Genomic DNA, 19,343 nt, shown 5'->3' on the forward strand with positions numbered 1-19,343 from the left:
CATCGACGCGGACGCGGCCGCTCGTGCCGTGCTGTCCGGACGGGCCACCACCGTGCCGAAGAGCGCGGACGGGCCTGTGGAGGACATGCGGGTCCTGCGGCTGGCCAAGGAATCGGCGGTCAAGGCCCGCACTCAGGCGCTGAACCAGCTCAAGGCCGTCCTCATGTCCATCGACCCGGATCTGCGCGAACTCCTCACCGGCCTGAGCAACCCTGCGCTGGTCGCCACCTGCGCGGCCCTCGACGTGGATCACCGCGGCGAGGCCGTCTTCACGATGCGCCTGCTCGCCCGCAGAGTCCAGCACCTGTCCGACGAGGTCAAAGAGCTCACCCGCCGCACCACCAGGGCCGTCCGCGCCTGCCGGCCCCAGATGCTGGACCTGGTCGGCGTCGGGCCCGACAGCGCCGCAGTCCTCCTCATCGCCGCAGGTGACAACCCCGACCGACTCGTCGACGAAACGTCCTTCGCCGCGTTGTGCGGCGTCAGCCCGGTCGAGCAGTCCTCCGGCAAGACACAACGCCGACGCTTGAACCGCGGAGGCAACCGCCAGGCCAACGCCGCCCTCTACCGCATCGTGCAGACCCGCATCCGCTGGGACGAACGCACCCAGAAGTATCTGGAGCGACGCACCGCCGAGGGCATGTCCAAGCGCGAGATCATCCGGTGTCTGAAGCGGTACGTCGCCCGCGAGCTCTACCGGCACATCCAGCCCCGAGCCGCCAACCAGACCCCTTCTGTGGCTTGACGAAACATAGGGGCTTCCAATCGGGTCAACTTCGGCAGACATATTGCCTAGTTGACTCCGCCACCGGCATTCTGCCTGTGGTCACGGCGTGCACCTTCCGGGCGCGCGCCCCGCCGACCGATGAGTGCGAGGTGCGACGCACCGCCATCGGCGCGCACTGCCTCCGGGTCGGCCCGCTCGCCACACCGGGAGGGTGTGCCATGCCCCGGACGACCGTGTTCCGGCAGTTACTTCAGCAGCGGCATCTGACGACGTACGGAGCTTTCGCGACCCAGTTCGAACGGGTGGCTGTCAGACTCGCGGAACTCGACGGTGACCTGCGGCTCGCCTCGCTCCGGGTCTCCGCCCGGCAGTTCGACCGCTGGATGGGCGGTGACCTGCGGACCCTTCCGCGCCCGGACGCCTGCCGGGTGCTGGAACACCTACTGGGCAGGCCGGTCTCCGAGCTGTTCTCCGGGGCGGGCGGCGATGGAGACGCCGCCGCACGTACGACACCGACACCGGTGCCGCCGCCCCACGTCCCACTCCCCCGGGACACCGGCGACGACCCCCTCCAGATCGTCGCCCGCGCCCACGAACTCACCACCAGCAACGCCGACGACGCCACCCTCACCTTCCTCGCCAACGCCCTGGAGAACGTCTCCGCTCAGTACGAGCAGCACGGCCCGCACGCTCTGCGCCCGCAGACCCGCAACCTGCGTCAGCTCACCCACACCCTCCTCGACGGCCGCCAGCCCCCGCGTGTACGCCAGGAACTCTTCCGTCTCGCCGCCCGCACCTCCGGCCTCCTCGCCTACATGGCCGTGAACACCGGGGACTTCGCGCTCGCGGAGGCGTACTGCACCGAGTCCCTGGACCTCAGCAGGGCCATCGATGACCTGGACACCGAGCTGTGGGCGAGCGGCACCCTGTCCTTCGGCCTCTACTACGCCGCCCGCTACGACGAGGCCGACGCCTGCGCCGCCGCAGCCGTCGAACGGGCCCCGCACGATGCCCAGTCCATCCGCCTCCTCGTCAACGGCCGGGCGCGCGCCCTGGCCAAGACCGGCGATCGCCGCGCCGCCGAACAGGCCATCGGCCGGGCCCTCGACCTCTCCGACCACCACGACGCCCCGGTTGGCCTCACCTCCTGCATCTCCTTCTCTCCGTACGGGCGGGCCAGGACCCTGGCGAACGCGGTGACCGCGCACACAGCGCTCGGCGACACCGCCCAGGTGCTGCACGACGCCGAGCGCATCGACGACCTCGTCGAGCACTCCGACTCGACGTGGAGCCGCTCCCTCGTACGCCTCGACGTCTCCACGGCCCTCCTCCAAAAGCGTTCCCCCGACCTCGACCACGCCATGGCACTCGGCCGCGAGGCCTTACATCTGTGCGGGGCCTCGCCGATCAGTTCGGTGTTCCAGCGCTCCCGCGATCTGTACGACCTGGCTGGGGCATGGCGGAACCATCCCGCAGTACGTGAGTATGGCGAGGAGCTCCGCGCCTGGAGCTCCCAGCCGACAGCGCTGGCCATGTCGCGCCCCGCCAGAGCAGTGTGAGGCAGCCGATCCGAAGGAGTACGCCCGAGTGCCCCTGCTCAGCGCCGACCCCGACACGTTCCCCGCTGAGCCCCCGGCGGACATCCATAGCCCGGCGGCGATCGCGGCGCACGACTGGGCCGCGTTCAGCGCGCTGGATAAGATGACCGACCACTGGGCCCGCCCCGGCTGGCCCGACGGCACCCGCGCCTACTACTGGCTGCTGACCTTCCCCACCGACTCCGACCTCACAGCCCTGGCCGCACGCTGTCAGGCGGGACTCGCACCGCTCGGTCTCGACCCGGTCCCGGGCGGCGGCCTCCACATCACCCTGGCCCGAGTGGGCACCCCGAACACGGTCACTCCCGCTCACCTCGACGACCTGCTCCGGGCCGCCGAGCCGGTTCTGCCCGCCCCCTTCTCCGTACGCGCCATGCCGCTCGCCGGGTCACGGGGAGCCGTTCGCCTCTCCCTCGGACCGTGGGAGCCACTCCTGCACCTGCACGCAGCCCTCGCCGAGTCCGGCCGCGCCATGAACCTCACGCCCCGGAAGCCGACAGCAGTCTTCCGGCCACACCTCAGCCTCGCGTACAACAACCGTCCCCGCCCCGCCGCCCCGGTGATCGAGACGGTGGCCGGACTTCGCTCCCTCCAAGGCATCGAAACCCGGATCAGCGAGGTCCAGTTGGTGGAGCTGCGGCGGGAACAGCGCACGTACCGCTGGGACGTAGTGAAGAGCCTCCCACTTGGCTGAGGTGATCACGCTGCGAGGGCAGATCATGACTGCCCCTCTCGGTTCCCTGGTCTCGGGCCTGACGGCGAGGTCAGTCCGTCAGTCCGTCGAGCGCAGCCGGTCCAGTTCACTGCCGATGGCTTCCCGTAGCCCGTCATGCTGTGGGCCGAGTGTGAACCGCTCGTCGCTCCACCGGTCGCGCGGATAGAGCCATACCGGCATGCCCACCAAATCGGCCGACTCCCATTCGAACCGCGGCCACACATGCGCGTGCAAGAACCCGTCGGTGTTTCCCAGGATTTCCAGATTGACGCGGCGAAAGGCCGTGTCCAGGCGCCGAGATGCGCGCTCAACCGCCTCTCCGAGCCGGTCCATGTCGGACAGAAAGGACAAGCGCTTGGGTCTCGGCAGGTCCGACAGCCGCTGCACATCAGGGTCATCCACGAGGAGCACCGAATAGCCCGGGAGGAACTGCACATCCCCGATCACCGCGAACCCCGCGTCCAAGCGCCGCAACACGGCAGGGTTCTCACCCCGCAGAGCACTCCCGATCCGGTCCATCCGCCAGTCACCATTCATGACCGAAACTTACCTGCCAGCGATCAAGAGGCTCTCTCACCTCTACCGAACTCGCAGTAGACCAGGTCAAGCATGGCCACAACCGCCTTTCCCAGCGAGGTCGGCTGGACGTACCAACGCGCCGTCAGCGCCTCTACGAGCAGCAGGCCGCGCCCGCTCTCCGCCAGCAGATCGGCAGTCGATCCCACGTCTGTGCGAGTCCGTACGGTGTCAACGTCTCCACCCCCGTCGTGTACCCACAGCACCACGACGTCACGGTAGGCCTCCAGCACCAGGCAGTCGGGGCCGCCGCCCGTGTGCCACAGGGCGTTGCCGACCAGCTCCGAGACGACCAGCACGGCGTCGTCGACGCATGACGGCGACACGCACCCGGTCAGTGCGCCCCGCACTCGATCTCGGGCAAGCAAGAGAGGTTCCTCCGCCTCAGCCAGGTTCACCCAACACCTCTGTTGGAGCGGCCTGGCCCGCCCTCGGCCTGTGTCCGCCTCCGTGCGTGTCGGCATGTACATCGTCTCGTCACAATCCCTCCCGGTCCCAAGCCGCTGGAAACAGCAAGCATCGGTCCGCGTACGTCGCAGCGATACGACGCGTCACCGCCGCCGCGCCGGCTTTCCGCCCGCCCGAAGACGGCGTACGAACGGCGTACGGACGGCGGATCGACGACGTACCGACGCCGCCCGGCCTCGGCAAGGGTCTTCACCAGGGCAGCCCCACAGCCCCAGCCCGCGCCGACCGGTCGCCACGACACATGCGGCTCTCCCTCAGTGCGCGCGGGCCCATCCGCCATCCGTCGGCCCCCAGGAGGCCCCGGTGCTCGCACCGCCCGTCTACCCCGACTTCGAGCAGGCGTACGTCGACGTGCTCCGCCACATCACGTACGCCCACCAGTACCGCAACGCCCCACGTGGCAACGCCAGCCGCGAGTCCCTCGGGCTGAGCTTCGAGCTGGCCAACCCGCGCGAGCGACTGCCCTACCTCGCCGCCCGCAAGGTCAATCCGGCATTCCACTTCGCCGAGGCGCTCTGGTACCTCAGCGGCCGCGACGACGTCGAGATGATCGAGTACTACGCGCCGCGGATGCGTGCCGTCTCACAAGACGGCAAGACGGTCCGCGGCTCCGCCTACGGCTCCCGGATCTTCCAACCCATCGGCGGTGGGGACCGCGAGGGGGACGGAGACCGGGACGACGCTGTCTCGCCCTTCGACCGTGTGCTGTCGCTGCTCCGCACCGAGACAGCCAGCAAACGCGGCCTGCTACCGATCTTCGAGGCCCACGAAATGACTGTCCCCGACAACCCCGACATGTCCTGCGCGATCGCGCTCCACCTCCTCGTACGGGCAGGCCGACTGCACATGGTCTGCTACATGCGCGCCAACGACTGCGACCGCGGGCTGCTCGCGGACGTGTTCTCGTTCACGATGATCCAGGAGTATGCCGCCGTCCAACTCGGCCTGGAACTCGGCACGTACATCCACCACATCGGCTCGGCACACCTCGGCGACCGTGACCTCGACCGGGTGGACCGCGTCCTCACCGAGGCCGCCGACCGCCCGGCCGCCTCCACCTCACGCTTCCCGTTCCCACCGATGCCCGCCGACACCGCCCCCACGACCCTCGCCACCGTGCTGCGGCACGAGGAGGCGCTACGCACCAACCAGGCCCCGTACCGGCCCGCCGACCTCGCCGAGCTCGGCCTGGCCCCGTACTGGCAGCAGGTCCTGCTCCTCTTCGAGGCGCAGCGGCAGCTCACCCACTGCCCGGCCGACCCGGTCGAGAAGGACGTCCTCACCTCGCTCGACGCAGGCCCGCGCTGGCTGCTCGCCCACCGCTGGCCGTCGCGTATGCCTCGCGGCTTCGAGCCGGTCCGATGAGCGCGCCTTGTCGGCGCCCCGTAGCGATGGGTGACGTGGTCGCCGACGTCGACTGGGACCGCTGGAGCGTGGTCCTCCTCAAGCCCGACTGCGTACGCCGTGGTCTGGTCGACACCGTCCTGGACCGGATCGCCCAGGTTGCGTCCGTGCGCGATCGGACGGATGTGCCGGAGGTCGCGGCCTGGCAGATCCACGTCCACTACTGGGACCTGCTCGTCGGCGCCGACTGGTTCGACATCGACATCCCGGCCGCCCTGCACGAGATGTACGTCGGCCGCTCGGTCGCCGTAGCCCTCGTTCACGGCGCGCCCGGCACGCCCCGCCGCGTACGTGACCTGCTCGGCCACTACGACCCGGCCAGGGCCCGGCGCGGCGCCCTCCGCCGTGACCTCGGCGCGGACAGCCTCGTCGCGGCCCTCACCGAAGACCGCCTCGTCGAGAACCTCGTCCACTCCTCCGACGACGCGGCGGCCACACGACGTGACTTCGGCACCTGGTACGGCGCGAGACAGCACCACCTGCTCAGCACCTGACCCGACGACGACGAGGCTCCGACCGCGTGGCTCCGGCCGCGCGTCCGACCGCCGCACACGCCCTCTGGAGGTATCCACCATGGCGACGACACCCACCCGCCGCCCGCTCCCCCTGCTCACCACGGAGCAGCTCCGCTCCCTCAAACCCGAACTTGCCACGGTGATCGAGTACCGCAAGTCCGGCCTCTCCCTCAATCACGTCGTGGGCTGCCCACTGGACTGCGGTTACTGCGTACGACACCTCTTCGGCAACTTCGAGATGAAGGTGCCGCGCGCCCTGATGACCGACGAGGAGGCCGTCACAGCGCTCACAGGCCACGCCTACTTCCGCCCACACCGCACCCCCGTACAGCTCTTCAACCGGGCCACCGACCCCATGCTCCCGGTCGTCAAACCGCACACCTTCAATGTGCTGCGCCTCCTGGACGAACGGGGCCTGACCAACCACGTCCTCGTGATCACTCGCTGGCGCGTCGAGCCCGAGGACTGTGACGTCCTCAACAGCTTCCGGAACATCAGGTTGACGATCCTGGTCACCCATTCCGGTATCACCGACCAGCGCATCGAGCCCGTCGACTCCGCCATCGCCGAAGCCAGGCTGCGCACCCTGTACGCCCACGCCGACCGCTACCGCACCGTCCTCTACTGGCGCCCGGTCGTCCCCGGCCTCAACGACACCGACGCACACCTCCACCAAGCCCGCGAACTCGCCGGGCACGCACACGCGACGGTCTTCACGGGTCTGTTCTTCCGCGCCGAGATCGCCGCGTACTACAAGGCCCACGGCATCCCCGCACCGTACGAGGGCACTGCCCGACGCAAGATCATGCCCGAAGACTCCGAACAGCGAATCCTCCGCGCCTTCCACGACCCCACCAACACCGAGGCCCCGTACGGCCCGCTCTTCCGCAAGACCAGCTGCGGCGTGGCGTACGCCCACGGCGAGCCCGACTACAACGGCCACTACGGCATCCGCGAACTGTGCGACATCTGCCCAACCGCCCAACTCGGCCTGTGCGCCAGCGCCTGGCAGAAGCCGGACTCCGCCGAGGCAACCCGCGAGGCCCGCGCTCTCGGTGCGGCCGGGGACGTCGAGGTGACGGACCGCGCCATCATCGTCGAGGGACTGGACGAACCGCCGCGCTACTACCTGCAGCACGGCTTCGGCTATCAGTGCCACGACCGCGCGAAACCGCACCACCACCGTCGGCACGGCCGCGCCGACGTCGGCTGGTCCCCGGCCGAGCAACCACCTAGGGAGTCCCCGTGAACCCCACCACCTGGCCTGACCGCCTGCTCGTCGTCGACGTCGAGGGCAACGGCGCGAACCCGCCCGACCTCGTCGAAGTCGCCGCCCTCCCCATCCGCGACGGCCACCCGGACACCACCACGGCCGGAGCCTGGCTGATCCGCCCACCCGTCCCCGTCGCCCCCTTCGCCGAGAAGGTCCACGGCTTGACGAACGACCACCTCGCCACGTACCCGACCTGGCCCGAAGTCCGCGACGGCGTCCGCTCGTTCCTCACAGGCGCCTGGATCTGCGCCCACAACGCCTGCGTCGACCACCGCGTCCTCACCCGCCACCTCCCGGGCTGGGAACCGACCGGAGTCATCGACACCCTGCGCCTGGCCCGCGCGACCTACCCCGACGCCCCCTCCCACTCCCTCGACGCCCTCATCAACCACACCCACCTGGACCTCTCAGCCGCCCCCGCTCAACGCCACCGGGCGACCTACGACGCGTACGCCACCGCCCTGCTCCTCCTCACGATGGCCGACCACTACGAGACCTGGTCCGACCTGGCGTCCCGGGCGGTGCCACCTGGCCTCCCCGGCGCCCCGCAACCACCAGAACGGGAAGCCACCTTGTGGTGAACAACGACCCCACCTATGGCCGTGCCCCGCATCGGAGATGATCCGGTGCGGGGCACGGTCGTTGAGCTGAGCGCGCGTGCGTCAGCGGGTAGTGAACACCGCCACCGTGCGGGCCGGGACCGTGAAGGTTCCCGACTCCTTCTTGTAGGACGCCGACTTCACTACGGAGTCCGAGCCGTCGGCCTGGACCGGGTGGAGGCGGTAGTCCGTTCCGGCCAGGTCCGCGATCTTCTGGGTCTGGCGGTCCGGCGTGGCGTTGAAGACCACGACCAGGTCACCGACCCGCTGGGTGATGACCCCGGGGGTCTCGTTCTTTCCGGACAGAGGGAAGGAGAGCGCCTGCTGTACCTGTTCCGCCGTGCCGAGTGAGAAGGACTTCTCGGTGGTGCGGATACGGAGCAGGTCCTGGTACGCGGCCGTCGCGCCCTCGATCTGTGGGCAGCCCGCCTTCGGGACGGCGGTCAGCAGGGGCTTGGCGTAGGGCCACTTGTCCTCGTTGTCGGCCGCCACCGGCAGGCCTCGGCCGAAGCCGTTCCCGGCGCGGCAGTTCCAGTGGATGGCGTTGAACCAGTCGCCGCTGTCGTAGGAGTTGCGGTCCAGGGACTTGGAGCGCAGCAGGTCGGTTCCGGCCTGGGAGAGGGCCGGGCCCTGGGACAGCGCGGCTGTGCCCATGGCGAGTACCTGCATTCGGGCGCGGTCGGCGGCGGACGTGTCCGGCGGCAGCTTGAAGGCGAGTGCGTCGTACAGGGTCTCGTTGTCGTGGGCGTCGGCGTAGGAGAGGGCGTCGCCCGGCGCGTCGGCGTATCCGGCCGGGGCGCCGTTGTAGTCGACCTCGGAGCCCTTGACCGTACGGCCACGCGTGTCGGTGAAGGTGTATGAGCGGAGGTTGCCGGTCAGGCCGACCTTGATCAGGTCCTGGTAGTGCAGGAGGCGGGCCTTCTGCTCGGCTGGAGTTCCGTTCTCCTTGGAGGAGTTGGGATCGGTGTAGAGGCCGGAGGCGAAGCCCTGCACGCCGGGGTCGGCGTCGAAGGGGCCGCCGCCGCGGATCGCGTCGCGGGACCGGTCGTTGAAGGTGGCGATGCCGGTACCGCCCATGTTCTGCTGCGTGGCCTGGACGAAGCGCGCGTCGTCGGCGACCTCGCCGAAGTTCCAGCCCTCGCCGTACAGGACGATCTTCTTGCCGTCGACGCCGTCCTTGGCGAGGGTCAGCGCGTCCAGCGCCTCGCGCACGGCGAGGATGTTGTCCTTCGGGTGGTGGCCCATCAGGTCGAAGCGGAAGCCGTCGACCTTGTACTCCTTGGCCCAGGTGACCATCGAGTCGACGACCAGCTTGCCCATCATGTCGTTCTCGGGCGCGGTGTTGGCGCAGCAGGTGGAGGTGGCCACGGAACCGTCCGCCAACAGGCGGTGGTAGTAGCCGGGGACGATCTTGTCGAGTACGGAGGTGTCGTTCTGGCCGGACGCGGTGGTGTGGTTGTAGACGACGTCCAGCACCACGCGCAGCCCGCTCTTGTTGAGGGACTGGACCATCTTCCGGAACTCGACGGTGCGCCGGGTGCCGTCCGGGTCGGTGGCGTAGGAGCCCTCGGGGACCGTGTAGTGGTAGGGGTCGTAGCCCCAGTTGTAGGCGTCCTTGGCGGCGGTCTTGGCGACGCACTCCTGCTGTGCGGCGGAGTCCGCCGGGTGGGAGGCGAGGTCGCAGTCGGTGGTGGCCTGGTCCTTGGTCTGCTCGGGGATGGTGGCGATGTCGAAGGTGGGGAGGAGGTGGACGTAGGAGGTGCCGGACGCGGCGAGGTCTCGCAGGTGCTGTGAGCCCTCGGTGTTCGGTTCCGTGAAGGCCAGGTACTTGCCGCGGTTCTTGGCGGAGGCCGTGGCGTCCTCGACGGAGAAGTCGCGGACGTGCAGCTCCTGGATCTGGGCCTTGGTGAGCGGTACGGCGGCGGGCTTCTTCAGCTTCGACCAGCCCTTGGGGGCCAGCTTGCGGTCGGTGAGGTCGCTGAGGTCGGTGATGATGCTGCGCTTGGAGTCGGCGGTCAGGGCTACCGAGTAGGGGTCGGTGACCTTGTTGGTCACGACCTTCTGGACGCTCGGCGCCCACACCTTGACGGCGTACCGGTACTGCTTGCCCCGCCAGGACTTGTTGCCCCTGACGGACCAGACGCCGCTGGCGTGGTCGCGCTTCATGGCGACGGCCTTGCGCCTGCCGTCCAGTTGGAGGGAGACCTTCTGTGCGGTCGGGGCCCATACGCGCAGCGTGGGGCGGCCCTTACGGTCGAAGGTCGCGCCGAGGTCGGCCTTGGCGGCCTTGCCCGCGTACAGGTCGTCAAGTACGCCCGCGAGTTGTACGCCGGTCGCGCTGAGCACGGCGCCGTTCACGGCCCGCTGGGTGGCGACGATCTGGCCCTTCAGGGCCTTACGGACGCGGTCGCGGTCCCGGTCACGCGGGTCCACGGAGTAGGCGCGCTGGTCGGCCAGGTGCGGGAACCGCCTTTTCTGGGCGTCGGTCAGTGTGGTCTCGGTCAGCCGGAGCCAGCGGGCGTCGCCGGTGAGGGCGCCGTCCTGGACGGCGATGTCGCCGCGGCGGGAGTACAGGAGTTGGGTGGATGCCGCGCTGGGGCTGCCGTTCCAGGTGAGGGTGTCGCGGTCGATCCAGACCGCCTCGGCCTTGGTCAGGTCGAGGTTGGCGCCGCCGCCCTTGGGCTGCGGCAGCAGGTACTTCTCCTGACCGCTCAGCATCCACACCTCGTGCCCGTTGGCCTTGAGGTCGAGTGACTGGTCGGACGGGAGGTCCTTCTCGTCACCCTTGTGCAGGATGTAGCTGAGGGATGTGGCGCCGTCGGTGAGCTCCACCTCGTACACGGCACCGTAGGCGTCGGTGCGGACGGGCTGAAGGGGCTTGGACCAGTCGGTCGGGTTCGCCGCCCCGGTCCAGACGTGCAGGCCCCAGCCGTCGTAGTCGCCGTCGGCGCGCTGGTAGTGCAGGACCGCCTTGCTCTCGTCCTGCGGCGGATAGGCGCCGTCGGGTGCCGTGTCCGCCTGGCCGTCCTTGCCCTGCTCGATCCACACCTCGCCGGTCTTGGCGAGGGCAATGGTGCGCTCGGGTCCTTCGGCGGCGGAGTCCTTCTCGACGGTGTACGAGACGCTGGTGGCGCCCTTGTCCAGCTTCAGCCAGGCGAAGGCGCCGTAGGCGTCGCGGCCGGTGAAGGGAGCGGTGACGGGGGCCGCGGAGTCACCGGACTTCAGCTGCCAGCCGTCGTAGTCGCCGTCGGCGCGCTGGTAGTGCACGACCGCGTAGTCGCGCTCGACCGCGCCGGGTACCTCTTCGGCGGGGGGCGCGCCCGCCGTGCTGGTGGCGAGGTCGCTGGCGGTATGGCCCTGGGAGTCGGCGACGACGGCCTTGTAGCGCAGGGCCGTTCCCTCGCGGGCGTCGATCTTGTGGGTCACCTGGTACGGGGCGTGGTCGGCGGAGCCGAGCGTCCGCCACTTGCCGTTGCCCTGCTGGGCGGCGAAGACGACGCGGTTGAGCTGGCCGCCGGAGACGTCGGCGGAGATCTCTACGGTGCCGGTGGCGCCTGCCTTCGGGGCCTTCAGGGTGAGGGAAGGCTTTGTGGTGGGGGCGTCGAGCGGGTCGGCGGCCTTGAGGACGAGGGAGGACAGCGCCGGGACGGTGACCTTGATCTTCTTGTCGGAGCCGCTGGTCACGGTGGCCGCTGGCGAATCGCCGTAGAGCGTACGGAAGTCCGTGCCCGCCGACTCGGTCGGGAACTCCACCGTCCGCGCCGTGTCGGCGTTGTTGGTGGCGACCACGTACTCGACGGGCCCGTTCTTCGTCTTCGCCTTGGCGTCCGTGTTCGCCTTGGCGTCCGTGTTCGCCTTGGCGTCCGTGCGGCTGAAGGCGTAGACGCCCTGGCCGTCGGCGGCGTAGCGCTCGGTCTGGACGCCGTCGCGCAGGGCCGGGTGCTTGGCGGTGAGCTTCGACAGTTCGGCGATCTGCCGGTAGAGCGGGTGCTTGGGGTCGTACGCGTCGTCCGCGTGGGTGCGGTCCGTGCCGAGCTGGTCGTTCTTGTCTGTGTCGAGGTAGTCGGCGGTCTTCGACGCGAACAGGGTCTGGCGGGCGTCCTTGTCGCCGCCCGCGCCGGTGAAGCCCTGCTCGTCGCCGTAGTAGACGACCGGGTTGCCCCGGGACAGGAACATCAGCTCGTTGGCGAGCCCGTACCGCTTGATCAGCTCGGCGTCGTCGGCGCCCGCGTTGTCCTGCTTGAGGAAGGTGCCGAAGCGCCCCATGTCGTGGTTGCCGAGGAAGGACACCTGCTCGTAGGCGTTGGCCTTGTCGGTGGTGTAGCGGTAGTCCTGTGCGAAGACGTCGCGGAGCCCGGCCGCCGAGCCGCCCTGGGAGGCGTACTGGCGGGTGGCTTCCTGGAAGGGGAAGTCGAGGGTGGCGTCGAGTCGGCCCTCGGTGACGTACTCGGCGTTGATGGCCGGGTCGGCGGAGTACACCTCACCGAACATGAAGAAGTCCTCGCGGCCCTTCTTGGCGGCGTACGCGTCGAGTGTGGTGGCCCACTGGGTCCAGAACTCGGTGTTGACGTGCTTCACGGTGTCGATCCGGAAGCCGTCGATGTCGAAGTCCCTGACCCACTTCTTGTAGATCTTCTCCATCCCCTCGACGACCTCGGGGCGCTCGGTCCACAGGTCGTCCAGGCCGACGAAGTCGCCGTACTGGCTGGACTCGCCCGCGAAGGTGGAGTCGCCCCGGTTGTGGTACATCGTCGGGTCGTTGAGCCAGGAGGGCACCTTGAGGTTCTTCTTGGCGTCCGGGACGACGGGGGTGCGCGGGAAGGAGTTCTTGTCGACCTTCGGGAACCGTCGCTTACCCCCGTCCGCGTAGTCGGCGTCGTCGAACGGGACGCCGTCCTTGGTCAGGTACGGGAAGGCGCCCTTGGAGAGGTAGTCGTAGGACTTCTCCTCGTAGTCGACGACGTCGGCGGTGTGGTTGGTGATGACGTCGAAGAAGACCTTCATGCCCTTGTCGTGGGCCTTGTCGATCAGCTTCTCAAGGTCGTCGTTGGTGCCGAAGTGCGGGTCGACCTGGGTGAAGTCGGTGATCCAGTAGCCGTGGTATCCGGCCGACGCGTCCTTGCCCTCGCCCTGCACCGGCTGGTTCTTGAAGATCGGCGCCATCCAGATGGCGGTGGTGCCCAGGCCCTTGATGTAGTCGAGCCGGTCGGTGATGCCCTGGAGGTCGCCGCCCTGGTAGAAGCCCTTGTCGGTGGGGTCGTAGCCGGTCTTCAGGGGGGAGCCGGTCAGGCCGCCCCGGTCGTTCTTCGGGTCGCCGTTGGCGAAGCGGTCCGGGAGGACGAAGTAGAACTGCTCCCGGGTCAGGTCGTGTCGGGCGGGCTCGGCGGCGAGCTTGGCGTCCGACGGCGGCCTGGGTGGCTTCTGGGCCGCGGGGGGCGCGGCCGATACGAGCGTGCCGCAGAGGGCCAGCGCCAGGACGGCGGTGGCCGCTCTGCGCGGGGTGGGCGGGCGTATCACGGTACGGCTCTCCTCGTGAGGGTGTGGAGACCGGGCCGCCCCACGGGGGAGCGCGGGGCGGCCCTGGACGGGGCTCAGACGGAGGGATCAGACGGCGGCGGAGGGATCAGTTGCGGAAGGTGTCGTTCAGCGTGACCAGTCCGCCGTCGGACGGCACGGTGGCGGTGCGGTTGTCGCCGCTCTCCCAGGTGACGTTGCCGTCGGCGTCCTTGCGGACGTACTTGTACTCGAACGCCGTGCCCGCGGGCAGCGAGACGTCAAGCTTCCAGACCGGGTAGCTCGCCGGGTCGAGCTTGAGGGCGTTCGCCGGGTTCCAGTCACCCAGCTCGGAGCGGTTGCCGGTGACGTAGATGTTCTCGCCCCAGGCGGTGGTGGCCTCGACGCTGAAGGAGGCGCCGGTGACACCGGGGTCCGGGTCGCCGCCGCCGTCGCAGTTCCTGGCGTTCGCGTGCAGGGCGACGGCGGTGTTGGCGCCGAGCGTCGCGGTGAACTGGCCGGAGCCGTCGACCGTGACACCCTTGCCGCTCTGGACGTCGCAGTAGTCGCCCGCGGGCAGCGAGGTCTGGAAAGTGCGGGTCAGCGATGACCCCTCGTGGTTGATGGCGACGTACGCCTTGTCGCCGCGGCCGAAGGCGATCTGGTCGCCGCCGTTGTCCCACCAGTTCGTGACGCCCTGACCGCGCGCCACGTTCCGGAAGCCGACCATCGAGGAGATCTCGCGCCAGTCGTACTGGCAGGTCCAGCCGTCCTGGTAGCAGGCGTTCACCGTGCCGCCGTTCGGCGCCCCGGCGTCGAAGTCAGTGAACTCGTAGCCCGAGTGAACGTCCGGTGAGCCGTACGGCCAGGCCAGCATGAAGACGTTGGCCAGGGTGTAGTGGGCGCCGTCCTTGTAGGTGAGGGTGTCGCCGTGGCGCTCGGTGTCGTGGTTGTCCACGAAGACGGCGGACTCGCCGGACTCCATGAAGCCCCAGCCCTCGCCGAAGTTCCTCAGGTCGGCGAGGCTCCCGCCATTGAAGACCTGCTTGAGGCCGCGGGCGTAGCGGAACTCCTGGACGTCGCCGTTGCCGAGGTACTCGCTGGGCGAGACGGCCTCGCCCGCGCCGTGGATCGCCTCCTGCTTCCAGTACACGTTCGGGTCGCTGAGCCGGGACTTGATGGCGGCCAGGTCGGCGGCGGGCATGTGCTTGGCCGCGTCGACCCGGAAGCCGTCGACGCCGAGCGACAGCAGGTCGTTCATGTATCCGGCTATGCGCTCGCGGACGTACTCCTCACCGGTGTCCAAGTCGGCGAGACCGACGAGCTCACAGTTCTGGACGTTGGCCCGGTCCTGGTAGTTGTCTCCGATCTCGGACCGGCAGTCGTCGAGGTCGGCGCCCGAGTACAGGCCCGGGTAGTCGTACTTGCTGTACGACGTGCCGCCGGTGCCGGTGCCGGAACGGGCCGTCATGTGGTTGATCACCGTGTCGGCGACCACCTTGACGCCCGCGCCGTGGCAGGCGTCGACCATGCTCCTGAACGCGGCGCGGTCCCCGAGCGGACCGGCGATCTGATAGCTGACCGGCTGGTACGCGGTCCACCACTGGGAGCCCTGTATACGTTCCTGGGGCGGTGACACCTGGACGTAGCCGTATCCGGCCGGGCCGAGCTTCTCGGTGCACGCGGTGGCGACCGAGGCGAAGGTCTGCTCGAAGAGGACGGCGGTCACGTCCTTCTCGCCGGGCGGGGCGGCCTGGGCGGTGCCTGCGGGGGCGACGACCGCGGCGGCCGCGCCTGCCACGAGGGCGAGTGCGGCGGCGAGTGCGACAGCAAGGGGTCTGCGGGCCATGCTTCCTCCAGCTGTGGGGGGAGGTACGGGTGACGGTGCAGCCTTGTACGGCAACGCGCCATGCCCGTAAGGCCTGTGGGTTCTTGCTGCAAGTTCTTAGAAAGTTCTTGCGGACGTGACCGTACGATCCCGCCAGGTCCCGGTCAACCCTCTGGACACACTCGCGTCATCACCCTGAAATCCCGACCTCACACAGCCGCAAAGCCTTCCGCAAGACATTGCAGTGGTGCTACGTTCAACCACATCCGGACCGACCGGCCGAGGGTTCCCGGCCACGCCGGGTCCTACGCGCCCGGCCGGTCGGCCCGGTACGCCGCGTCCGCTCCGCGTCAGCTCCGTACGGCGCCCGTCGAGCCCCGTACCACCAGTTCCGGCTGGAAGACGAACTCCGTGCGCTGTACGGGATTTCCGTGGATCTCCTCCAGCAGGGCGCCGACCGCCGCGGTCGCCATCGCCCGTACCGGCTGGCGCACCGTGGTCAGCGGCGGGTCCGTGAAGGCGATCAGCTGGGAGTCGTCGTAGCCGACCACCGAGACATCCCGGGGCACGTCAAGTCCCCGCTCCCGGACGGCCCGTACGACGCCGAGCGCCATCAGGTCGCTGCCGCACACGATCCCCGTACAGCCCTGGTCGAGCAGCGAGCCCGCCGCCGCGTGGCCGCCCTCGACGCTGAACAGCGTGTGCCGCGTCAGAGGTTCGGGGTCCGTGCCGGGGGAGGTGGTGCGCAGGGCCTGGGCGAAGCCCTCAGCCTTGCGGCGGGACGGCACATAGCGGGCCGGGCCGACGGCCAGGCCGATGCGCTCGTGCCCCAGTTCGGAGAGATGGCGCATCGCCATCTGGACCGCCGCCTGGTCGTCGGGCGAGACGAAGGTCGCCTTGACCTGGTCGTTGAAGCCGTTGACCAGGATGAACGGGGTGCCTCGCGCGCCGAGTTCACGGTAGCGGGTGGGGTCGGACGTGGTGTCGGCGTGCAGCCCGGAGAGGAAGATGATGCCGGTGACGCCGCGCGCCTCCAGCTGCTCGACCAGCTCGTCCTCGGTGGCGCCTCCTGGCATCTGCGTACACAGCACGGGTGTGTAGCCGTGCCCGGCCAACACCTGCTCGATGACCTGGGCGAAGGCGGGGAAGATCGGGTTGGTGAGCTCCGGGATGACCAGCCCGATCAGGCCCGCGCTGCGCTGCCGCAGCCGTACGGGGCGTTCGTAGCCCAGCACGTCGAGCGCGGCCAGCACCCGGTGCCGGGTGCCGCCCGCGACGCCCGCCTTGCCGTTGAGCACCCGGCTGACGGTGGCCTCACTGACCGAGGCCTGGGCCGCGATGTCCGCGAGCCGCGGGGTGCCGGTGCCGGACGGCTCGGTACCGGCACCGGCACCCCGCGGCGGAGGGATCGTCACACCGCCCACCAGACGGTGCTGTCGGCGGGCAGCTCCACCTCGGCCGCGTCCTCGGCGCCGTCGGCCACCGGTTCGGCGCTGGCCAGGAGCGGGCGTCCTGGGCGCGGGATGCGTACGGCTTCACCGGTGGTGTTGGCGGTGCAGACGAACGAGCCCGCGCGGCGAAAGGCGAGTACGCCCTCGGGCGCGTCCAGCCACGCGACCGCGTCGCCCGCGCCGAGCGCGGGCTGCTCGCGGCGCACCGCGAGGGCGCTGCGGTACAGCTCAAGGGTGGAGTCCGGGTCACCGGTCTGGGCCTCGACGCTCAGCGCGCCCCAGGTGGAGGGCTGCGGCAGCCAGCTCCCGCCGGTCCCGAAGCCGTACGAGCTGCCCTCGGTGGTCCACGGGAGCGGTACCCGGCAGCCGTCGCGGAAGCCGTCCTGGCCGCTGGCCCGCCAGAACGACGGGTCCTGGCGCACCTCGTCCGGCAGGTCGGTGACGTCCGGCAGGCCCAGCTCCTCGCCCTGGTAGAGATACGCGGAGCCGGGCAGCGCCAGCATCAGCAGCGTCGCCGCGCGGGCCCGGCGCAGACCGAGTGCACGGTCGCCCGCCTCGCGCAGCTGGGTACCCAGGCCCGCCGGGTTGGCGAAGCGGGTGGCGTGCCGGGTGACGTCGTGGTTGGACAGCACCCAGGTGGCGGGGGCGCCGACCGGGCGCATCGCGCCGAGCGAGGTGTCGATGACCTCGCGCAGTTCGGCGGCGTCCCAGTGGGTGCCCAGGTACTGGAAGTTGAAGGCCTGGTGCAGCTCGTCCGGGCGTACGTAGTGCGCGGTGCGCTCCACGGTCGGCGTCCAGGCCTCGGCGACGGCGATCCGGTCCCCGGGGTACTCGTCGAGGATGCGGCGCCAGCTGCGGTAGATCTCGTGCACGCCGTCCTGGTCGAAGAACGGCATGACGTCGTTGCCAAGGAGCTTCAGCTGCTCGCCGTCGCCGCCGATGTCCGGCAGGCCTTCGGCCTTGACCAGGCCGTGGGCGACATCGACCCGGAATCCGTCGGTGCCCATGTCCAGCCAGAAGCGCAGGATGGAGCGGAACTCGTCGGCGACGGCCGGGTGTTCCCAGTTGAAGTCGGGTTGCTCGGGCGCGAACAGGTGCAGATACCAGTCGCCCGGGGTGCCGTCGGGGTTGGTGGTACGGGTCCAGGCGGGGCCGCCGAAGATGGACTCCCAGTCGTTGGGCGGGAGTTCGCCGTCCGTGCCCTTGCCGGGGCGGAAGTGGTAGCGGTCGCGCAGCGCCGAGCCCGGGCCCTCCTTGAGGGCGCGCTTGAACCACTCGTGCTGGTCGGAGGAGTGGTTGGGCACCAGGTCGACGATGATGCGCAGGCCCAGTTCGTGGGCGTCGCGGATCAGCGCGTCGGCGTCCAAGAGGGTGCCGAACATCGGGTCGATCGCCCGGTAGTCGGAGACGTCGTAGCCCGCGTCGGCCTGCGGCGAGGCGTAGAAGGGGCTCAGCCATACGGCGTCGACGCCGAGGTCGCGCAGGTACGGCAGCCGCGCGCGTACGCCCTCGAGGTCGCCCATGCCGTCGCCGTTGCCGTCGGCGAAACTGCGCGGATAGACCTGGTAGATGACCGCGTCCCGCCACCAGCCTGGGCGGTCGGCGGTGCTGCGGTCGGCAGCGGATTCCGTACCGGCGGTGGCGTCAGCGAGGTGCTGGGTCATGTCATCCCTGGGTGTGGTGAAGGTGGTGGGGCCGCGGCCGGTCCGGGTGCGGTCCGGACCGGCGCGGCCGACGTCTTGTTCGTACGGGTGGAAAGGGACGTGGCGGGGGGCTCAGCCCTTGGTGCCGCCTGCGGTGAGACCGGCCACCAGGTTGCGCTGCACCAGGAGGAATATCAGGCCCGCGGGGATGGTGATGATGACCGCGGACGCCGCGAGGTAGCCCCACTCCGCCTTGTGCTGGCCGATGAAGCTCTGTAGGCCAACGGAGAGCGTGAGCATCGAGTCGCTGCTCAGGAAGGCCCGCGCGAAGGCGACTTCACCCCAAGCGGTGATGAACGAGTAGAACGCCGTCACCGCCAGGCCCGGCTTCGCCAGCGGCAGGATCAGCCGGTAGAAGGTGCCGAACGGGGTGAGTCCGTCCACCCGCCCGGCCTCGTCGATCTCGTACGGGATCGTGTCGAAGTAGCCCTTCATCATCCAGGCGCAGAACGGCACGGACACCGAGCAGTAGGTGAGGATCAGGCCCACGTAGGAGTCGAGCAGTCCGAGGCCGCCGAGGATGTTGTAGAGGGCGACGATCAGTACGGCCACCGGGAACATCTGAGTGACGAGCAGGACCCACATCAGCGACTTGTGGCCGGGGAAGCGCATCCGCGAGATGGCGTAGCCGGTAGAGGCCGCGATGAAGACACCGAGAGCCGTGGTGCCGAGGGCGATCAGCACCGAGTTGGCGAACCAGCGCGGGAACTCCGTCTCGGTCAGTACGTAGGTGTAGTTGCTGATCTCCAGGCCGCCCTCGGCGCTGGTCGGCGTGGTCCAGCCGTCCCGGCCGCGCAGCGAGATGAACATCATGTACGCGATCGGGAAGACCGCGATCACGGCCGCGCCGATCAGCGCGGCGTGCAGCCCCAGCGAGGCCAGCGGGGACCGCTCGTCGCGGCCGCGGATCTTGCGGTGCGGGCGGTGCGCCTGGGTGGGGTTGACGGCGGCGCGGTCTGGTCGGGCGCTGTCGTGCCGGGATTCGGTCATCGC

At 69.7% G+C, this 19,343-nt stretch carries 14 protein-coding genes; 7 read left to right on the forward strand and 7 right to left on the reverse strand.

Annotated features, from left to right (window positions below; all coding sequences use genetic code 11):
- The 3 genes from GCN81_RS15670 to GCN81_RS15680 form a co-directional block, all read left to right on the forward strand.
- A partial coding sequence (locus GCN81_RS15670) for a transposase (RefSeq protein ID WP_156721852.1) occupies positions 1–745 on the forward strand: 745 nt, incomplete at its 5' end.
- A gap of 200 nt (positions 746–945) precedes the next feature.
- The gene (locus GCN81_RS15675) at positions 946–2,286 is read left to right on the forward strand and encodes a hypothetical protein (protein ID WP_156725237.1); all 1,341 of its coding nucleotides are present in this window, start codon (positions 946–948) and stop codon (positions 2,284–2,286) included.
- Between the two features lie 28 nt (positions 2,287–2,314).
- Positions 2,315–3,019 (forward strand): 2'-5' RNA ligase family protein, encoded by a 705-nt coding sequence (locus GCN81_RS15680; protein WP_156725238.1) that lies wholly within the window; start codon positions 2,315–2,317, stop codon positions 3,017–3,019.
- Positions 3,020–3,097: 78 nt separating this feature from the next.
- Here GCN81_RS15680 and GCN81_RS15685 read toward each other — a convergent pair whose 3' ends face one another.
- Positions 3,098–3,577: a diadenosine tetraphosphate hydrolase gene (locus tag GCN81_RS15685; protein ID WP_156725239.1), complete on the reverse strand. Its 480-nt coding sequence runs from the start codon at positions 3,575–3,577 to the stop codon at positions 3,098–3,100.
- 23 nt (positions 3,578–3,600) lie between these two features.
- Positions 3,601–3,984 carry an ATP-binding protein gene (locus GCN81_RS15690; protein WP_231626747.1) on the reverse strand — a complete coding sequence of 128 codons (384 nt, stop codon included), beginning with the start codon at positions 3,982–3,984 and terminating at the stop codon, positions 3,601–3,603.
- Between the two features lie 403 nt (positions 3,985–4,387).
- On the opposite strand from GCN81_RS15690, the gene GCN81_RS15695 reads away from it, so the two are divergent.
- From GCN81_RS15695 to GCN81_RS15710, 4 genes are all read left to right on the forward strand, one after another.
- Entirely contained in the window at positions 4,388–5,449 is a 1,062-nt protein-coding gene (locus GCN81_RS15695) for a thymidylate synthase (RefSeq protein WP_231626748.1), read from the forward strand.
- Positions 5,450–5,475: 26 nt separating this feature from the next.
- Positions 5,476–5,982, forward strand: coding sequence for a nucleoside-diphosphate kinase (locus tag GCN81_RS15700; RefSeq protein WP_231626749.1), 507 nt, complete (start codon positions 5,476–5,478; stop codon positions 5,980–5,982).
- A 79-nt stretch (positions 5,983–6,061) separates the two neighbouring features.
- Complete coding sequence (locus tag GCN81_RS15705) at positions 6,062–7,252, forward strand: radical SAM protein (protein WP_156725242.1); 1,191 nt, start codon at positions 6,062–6,064, stop codon at positions 7,250–7,252.
- Entirely contained in the window at positions 7,249–7,857 is a 609-nt protein-coding gene (locus GCN81_RS15710; RefSeq protein ID WP_156725243.1) for a 3'-5' exonuclease, read from the forward strand. Before GCN81_RS15705 ends, GCN81_RS15710 begins: the two co-directional genes overlap by 4 nt.
- A gap of 81 nt (positions 7,858–7,938) precedes the next feature.
- Here GCN81_RS15710 and pulA read toward each other — a convergent pair whose 3' ends face one another.
- From pulA to GCN81_RS15735, 5 genes are all read right to left on the reverse strand, one after another.
- Positions 7,939–13,392 (reverse strand): pullulanase-type alpha-1,6-glucosidase, encoded by a 5,454-nt coding sequence (gene pulA, locus GCN81_RS15715; protein WP_156725244.1) that lies wholly within the window; start codon positions 13,390–13,392, stop codon positions 7,939–7,941.
- 106 nt (positions 13,393–13,498) lie between these two features.
- Entirely contained in the window at positions 13,499–15,217 is a 1,719-nt protein-coding gene (locus GCN81_RS15720) for a carbohydrate-binding module family 20 domain-containing protein (RefSeq protein ID WP_156725245.1), read from the reverse strand.
- A 329-nt stretch (positions 15,218–15,546) separates the two neighbouring features.
- Entirely contained in the window at positions 15,547–16,620 is a 1,074-nt protein-coding gene (locus tag GCN81_RS15725; protein WP_156725246.1) for a LacI family DNA-binding transcriptional regulator, read from the reverse strand.
- Positions 16,608–18,311, reverse strand: a complete 1,704-nt coding sequence (locus GCN81_RS15730; protein ID WP_156725247.1) for a glycoside hydrolase family 13 protein — start codon at positions 18,309–18,311, stop codon at positions 16,608–16,610. The genes GCN81_RS15725 and GCN81_RS15730 overlap by 13 nt, the downstream gene beginning before the upstream one ends.
- Positions 18,312–18,422: 111 nt before the next feature.
- Positions 18,423–19,340, reverse strand: coding sequence for a sugar ABC transporter permease (locus GCN81_RS15735; RefSeq protein ID WP_156725299.1), 918 nt, complete (start codon positions 19,338–19,340; stop codon positions 18,423–18,425).
- Between the last annotated feature and the right edge of the window lie 3 nt (positions 19,341–19,343).

It is taken from the genome of Streptomyces apocyni (assembly GCF_009739465.1).
Lineage (GTDB): Bacteria > Actinomycetota > Actinomycetes > Streptomycetales > Streptomycetaceae > Streptomyces > Streptomyces apocyni.